6 protein-coding genes and 1 pseudogene are annotated in these 5,671 nt (G+C 40.3%); 4 read left to right on the top strand and 3 right to left on the bottom strand.

The features are described from left to right. The first annotated feature begins 160 nt into the window (after window positions 1–160). Window positions 161–1,090, top strand: a complete 930-nt coding sequence (locus tag SD31_RS18810) for a Gldg family protein (protein ID WP_231561288.1) — start codon at window positions 161–163, stop codon at window positions 1,088–1,090. Beyond that, window positions 1,056–2,500: pseudogene (gene gldG / locus SD31_RS18800) on the top strand (gliding motility-associated ABC transporter substrate-binding protein GldG). Before SD31_RS18810 ends, gldG begins: the two are co-directional and overlap by 35 nt. A 49-nt stretch (window positions 2,501–2,549) precedes the next feature. Here the strand turns inward: gldG and SD31_RS18795 are convergent. From SD31_RS18795 to SD31_RS20100, 3 genes are read right to left on the bottom strand one after another with little or no spacing between them, the layout of a single operon-like run. Continuing rightward, window positions 2,550–3,008 carry an acetyl-CoA hydrolase/transferase C-terminal domain-containing protein gene (locus SD31_RS18795; protein WP_231561285.1) on the bottom strand — a complete coding sequence of 153 codons (459 nt, stop codon included), beginning with the start codon at window positions 3,006–3,008 and terminating at the stop codon, window positions 2,550–2,552. Next, complete coding sequence (locus SD31_RS18790; protein ID WP_262506575.1) at window positions 3,005–3,853, bottom strand: hypothetical protein; 849 nt, start codon at window positions 3,851–3,853, stop codon at window positions 3,005–3,007. Before SD31_RS18790 ends, SD31_RS18795 begins: the two co-directional genes overlap by 4 nt. Continuing rightward, complete coding sequence (locus SD31_RS20100; RefSeq protein WP_262506574.1) at window positions 3,807–4,040, bottom strand: CoA-transferase; 234 nt, start codon at window positions 4,038–4,040, stop codon at window positions 3,807–3,809. The genes SD31_RS18790 and SD31_RS20100 overlap by 47 nt, the downstream gene beginning before the upstream one ends. Window positions 4,041–4,378: 338 nt before the next feature. Between SD31_RS20100 and SD31_RS07455 the strand changes: the two genes are divergently transcribed. Beyond that, window positions 4,379–5,191, top strand: a complete 813-nt coding sequence (locus tag SD31_RS07455; RefSeq protein WP_039053674.1) for an AraC family transcriptional regulator — start codon at window positions 4,379–4,381, stop codon at window positions 5,189–5,191. An 8-nt stretch (window positions 5,192–5,199) separates the two neighbouring features. Further along, the coding region (locus SD31_RS07450) for a DUF1080 domain-containing protein (RefSeq protein ID WP_156138263.1) at window positions 5,200–5,671 on the top strand (472 nt) is incomplete at its 3' end.

Raw genomic sequence — 5,671 nt, 5'->3', positions numbered from 1 at the left:
CTGTAGACAATATCAAACTGAAGCAATTAATTTAATTTTAGTTTGTAACATCTGATGATGTCTAACTACTAAAACAATATAAAATTGATACAGCATATATAAAAAAGAGATTTCTGGTTATTTCAATTCGTTTATAGGATATTTAGCTATAGGGCTGTTTTTGCTTATCAACGGATTGCTCATCTGGGTATTCCCTGACTCCTCAATTTTGGACAGCGGCTATGCCATGCTGGACTCTTTTTTCTCCCTAACCCCTTACCTGCTGTTGATGCTTATACCAGCAATCACCATGCAGAGCATAGCCGGAGAGAAGGCAAATGGCACCTTCGACCTTCTCCTAAGCAAACCTATCCGTTTTAGCGACATCGTGCTAGGTAAATTTTTAGGCAGTTATACTATTACTCTCCTAGCCTTACTACCAACACTCATCTATCCGGTATGCCTATATTTTATTGCCTCTCCGACAGGAAATATAGATATAGGAGGAACGATAGGTTCTTTTATTGGGTTGTTTTTGCTGGCGGCTTCTTTTGTAGCTATATCCATCTTTAGTTCCACTCTGACCCACACCCCTATTATTGCCTTCTTGGTGGCCGTAGTATTATGTTTTTTTGCTTATTATGGGTTTGACGCACTGAGCAAGTTTCCTATATTCTACGATTTTGACGATTTTGTTTCCTCCTTTGGGATACAGTCACATTATGAGTCGTTGAGTCGTGGAGTGTTAAGCGGCAAAGATTTCATCTATTTTGTCAGCATCATCCTTCTGTTTCTTGTTTTCTCCATAGGACACCTTGGTCGTAAGTTCCGCCAACGGAAAACCACTTTTTCCACCTATACCATAACTTTAATAGCGCTTTTTCTGGTAAATCAACCGGTGGTAACACAAGCTTTAGGACGTATTGATTTTACGGAAGACAAACGTTATACGTTAAGTCAGACAACCAAAGACATTCTAAAACAGGTTGACGACAACATCCATATCACCATCTTCTTGGACGGAGAACTTCCTAGTGGCTTCAAACGTCTTAAGACGGCAGCATTGGATATGGCCAATGACATTAAACATTATTCGCAATGGAAAAATTAAAGTAACTAATCTCATGAATCCGCAACAGGGGTCTGATGAGGAGCAACGTCAGCTGATTGAAGCATTGCTGGACCGCGGCTTGCAGCCTACGAACCTAAGTATAAGAACCAACAGCGGATTCTCCCAGAAGCTTATCTTCCCATACGCTATTGTAAACAAAGGTGAAAAAGAAATAAACATAAACCTCCTTCAGCAGCGCATGGGAATAAGCCCGGAAGAGGTACTAAACAACTCCATACAGAATATTGAATATGCATATATCTCGCTATTCGTAAAATCATGAAGGAAGCCCAATCCTATATAGGATTCACAGAAGGACATGGTGAACCTTCAGACTTGGAACTTTACGATGCCATGCAAACCTTCGCCACTACCCATCAGGTTGGAAGGATAAATCTGGATTCCTTAGAATTAAAAGATATACTCAAATTTTCACTTATCGTCATCGCAAAACCGCAGACCCGATTTTCTGAGAGCGATAAATACAAGCTGGATTATTATGTACGCCACGGCGGATCCATCATTTGGGCTATAGATCAAGTAAATGCCGATATGAAGCAAATGAGCCAATCTGGAGGACAACTGATCATCGGTAAAGAGCTTAACTTGGATGATATGCTGTTCCTATACGGGGCACGCCTTAATTACGATTTGGTGGCAGACCTCAACTGTGCGCAAATTCCGCTGACTGTAGGACAGGTAAATAACCAACCTCAAATTGAACTGACGCCTTGGCTGTTTTATCCTATCCTAATGCCGGTAAGAAATCATCCTATCATAAAAAATCTGGATGGCATCAAAACAGAATTCATAGGCTCTATAGACACCATTGCCAGTCCTTCCATCCAGAAAGAAATTATATTGGAGTCTTCTCCTTTCAATAAGTCGTTCAAAACAGGTGGCAATATCTCTCTGCAGATGGTAGAAGAACTGCCCGACCCTAACCTTTTCAAGAACAAGGAAAAGCCCGTTGCTGTCCTTCTTTCCGGACACTTTCCTTATATTTTCGATAATAGACCGGCACCAAAAGAAATTAAAGACGCTGTAGATTTAAAATCCATATCCAAACCGGCAAAAATGTTTGTCATTGCCGACGGAGATTGGCTGCTTAACCAAATCAACCCAAAGGATGGGTCGCCTTACCCATTAGGCTGGGACAGATACATGGAAAAACAATTTGCCAACAAATCTCTGTTGGAGAATATCGCTGATTACCTTACCAATGACGAAGATATCATCACTTTGCGCAACCGCGAAGTGAAATTACGGTTGTTGGATCAGGCTATCGTAAAGCGCGATAGGCTGAAATGGCAAATTGTCAATGTAGTGTCGCCCCTCCTTATCTTATTATTATTAGGCTGCATGCAGCAGCTTGTCCGCAGAAGAAAATACACCAAAAAAGCCGCTTGACAGCGACTTTTTTTGGTAACATGGAATAATATAAAGACATAGTAAAATTTTATTTTTTCATGCTTCCTGTTTCAGCAAGACGAATATGCCAGCTGAAAGCCTCTTCCAAGAGGTGTGGTGTATGTCCTCCACGTTTGCACGCTCTATCGAAATACGACTGTAACTCTTCCTTATAATCCGGATGGACACAGTTATCAATAATTTTCTGTGCTCTTTCACGTGGAGCCAAGCCTCTAAGATCCGCCAGCCCGATATCTGTGACCAAAATATCTACATCATGTTCGGTGTGATCTACATGCGACACCATTGGCAGCACATGCGATATAGTATTGCCCTTTGAAGCGGCCTGCGTCACGAAGATACTTAGATATGCATTTCGAGCGAAATCTCCAGACCCACCGATACCGTTCATGATTTTCGTCCCCGAAATATGTGTGGAGTTCACATTACCATAAATATCAAACTCTATAGCCGTATTGATAGCAATGACACCCAAACGACGAATCAACCCGGGGTATTGGAAATATTTTGTGGTCGTAAGACAAATTTGTCTCTGTATTTGGACAGGTTGTTGAAAACTCTATCGTAACATTCCTCCGAAACAGTGACAGAGGAGGCCGAAGCAAAGCTCAACTTCCCGGCATCAATAAGATCGAAAGTACTGTCTTGCAATACCTCCGAAAACATAGTAAGATCATAAAAATTACTATTCTTGAAACCGGTAAGCACAGCATTAGCTACCTTACCTATACCGGCCTGCAAAGGCAACAGGCGTTCCGTCAAATGTCCTAGTCGCACCTCATTTTCGAAAAATTCCAGAATATGCTCTGCAATTTTAGTCGTTTTCTCGTCCGGAGCCGCAATATCTGCAGGACTATCTCTCTTGTTCGTAAACACTATAGCTACTACCTTTTCGGGGTTCAGAGGGATGGTTTTCCTCCCTATCTTATTCCAAGGTGCTACAATAGGTATGACATTACGGTGCGGATAATCTTCTGCCTGATAAATATCATGAAGTCCGTAAAATTCCTCTGGAATAGAAGTATTGACCTCCAATATCACCTGCTTAGCAAGATTGGCAAAAGTCAACGAATTACCTACGGACGTGGTAGGAACAATGCTACCGTCCCTATCTATATAGGTGACCTCTAGCACGGCTATATCTACAGGAGGAAGGTTTTTGTTGTGCAACAATTCAGCAGCTTCACTTAGGTGTTGGTCAATAAACAACACCTCCCCTTCGTTTATCTTATTTCTCAAAGTTCGGTCTACCTGAAAAGGCATACGCTTCCTCAACGCTCCTGCTTCAGCCAACTTTCCATCCGTACCGTGACCCAAAGAGGCGCCGGTCATCAACGTTGATTTTTATATTTTCTTTTTTAGCCCGTTCGGCCAATGCAGGAAGAACCTCTTTACTGTCTCCCGCCTTTGTAAATCCACTAGATCCCACTACCATTCCGTCTTTAATCAGGGAAGCAGCTTCCTCAGCACTCATCACCTTATCACGGAGAGATTCTAGTCGTATTCTACTATAACTCATCTTAATTGATTATATTTAAGATTTCTATCCTTCTTATTTCCAATTGACCTTACAATATTAAACATTAAAAATATGCGATTTTTATCTTTTATTGCCACTTACTTATCATTCATTTCTCATTTTTTCACAATACACTAACAATCAAAAACTTATAAAAACATCATGATTAAAAATTATTTTCATTAGAAGCTTAACACTCTGTAATACATATATTTACGAAATAAGACTAAAAATAATTTAGTCCTTTCTTATCGAATTTTAGTCACAACAAAGTGATTAAACACTTACTTTTTGGTATTTAATACGAAAAACTTGAACTTTGGTATAAATTTATAAATATGGAAAAGGAATACGTTAATAAATATTACATGACCGAAGTTGACGCTTTTGAGGACAGCATCTATTGTCATCACGCTATGATGGGAGATAGCTATATCGGCGAGCATGTTCATAAGAAGGGTCAGTTTCTATATACTGAAGGTGGTGTAGTATTCTTAAAGACTGAAGACAAGTCTTACTTTCTGCCAGCAAGACATTATATTTGGATTCCTGCCGGCGTGAAACATAGTATCCACCCAAGTTCTTCTCATGTAATAATGCGTAATCTCTATTTTCCTAAATATGAAACGGATACAGAGTTTTTCGATAAAATCAATATTTATCCGGTAAATGATTTATTGATCGAGCTTATCATGTTTACCAATCGTTGGAATGGTAACATATTTCCGGTGGAAGAACCTAAATATTCCATTGCGAAAGCTTTCAAACTCATACTTCCGGAGCTGTCACAGAACGAGCTTCCATTGGCTCTACCTTATCCGCAGCATCCAAAGCTGAAGGAAATTGTAAAATTTCTCGAAGAGAATATCTCTGAAAATATAAGTTTCAAAGCCTTGGCCAGCCGTTTTGACGTAAGTGAGCGCACACTAGCAAGGTTATTCCAAAAGGAATTAAACATGTCATTCATCCAATACTATACTATCTTACGTATGCTTACGGCACTAAAGCTGCTGTTGGATGAGAAGCTAAGTGTGAACGAGGTGGCCTTGAAAGTGGGATACAGCAGCCTGCCTACCTTTAGCAATACTTTCAACAAAGTTATAGGTGTAAGGCCTAGCGACTATGTAAAACATCAACATACCTTATTATAAACCGTATTATGAATTTCAAACCTCTATTTCTTTATTGCTCTTTGGCAGTAGCTTCATTACTGTTTTCTTCTACAGCAATGCGCTCCCCTAAGGAGGAAAATATCAAGCCCATCCAGCTGTTCAACGGTAAGGATTTGAAAAATTGGATTCCTAAGATAAGACACTATGAAGCGGGAGACAATTTCGGCAACACATTCCGTGTGGAAGACGGATTGTTGAAAGTACGCTACGACCAGTATGACCAGTTTAATTATAGGTATGGTCATCTAGCATATAAAACTCCCTATTCCTATTACATTTTACGGATAGAATATCGCTTTGTGGGAGAACAAGCACCCGGAGGAGAAGGATGGGCATGGCGCAATAGCGGTGTTATGCTACACGGTCAAGATCCACACACTATGGGTAAAAACCAAGATTTCCCTATTATHCGTAAGCATCGAATGGAGCCAGGTTTTAGGACGGGAACTCCAATCCAAC

It is taken from the genome of Sphingobacterium sp. T2 (genome assembly GCF_000814685.1).
GTDB lineage: Bacteria > Bacteroidota > Bacteroidia > Sphingobacteriales > Sphingobacteriaceae > Sphingobacterium > Sphingobacterium thermophilum.
The sequence above is the reverse complement of the archived record's forward strand: the minus strand, read 5'-3'. Positions and strand labels throughout refer to the sequence as shown.

Bases quoted from the DNA above. Each gene is read 5' to 3' on its own strand.
- SD31_RS18790 (WP_262506575.1), bottom strand. From the start codon at position 3,853: ATGACCGGCGCCTCTTTGGGTCACGGTACGGATGGAAAGTTGGCTGAA.
- SD31_RS20100 (WP_262506574.1), bottom strand. From the start codon at position 4,040: ATGAGTTATAGTAGAATACGACTAGAATCTCTCCGTGATAAGGTGATG.
- SD31_RS07455 (WP_039053674.1), top strand. From the start codon at position 4,379: ATGGAAAAGGAATACGTTAATAAATATTACATGACCGAAGTTGACGCT.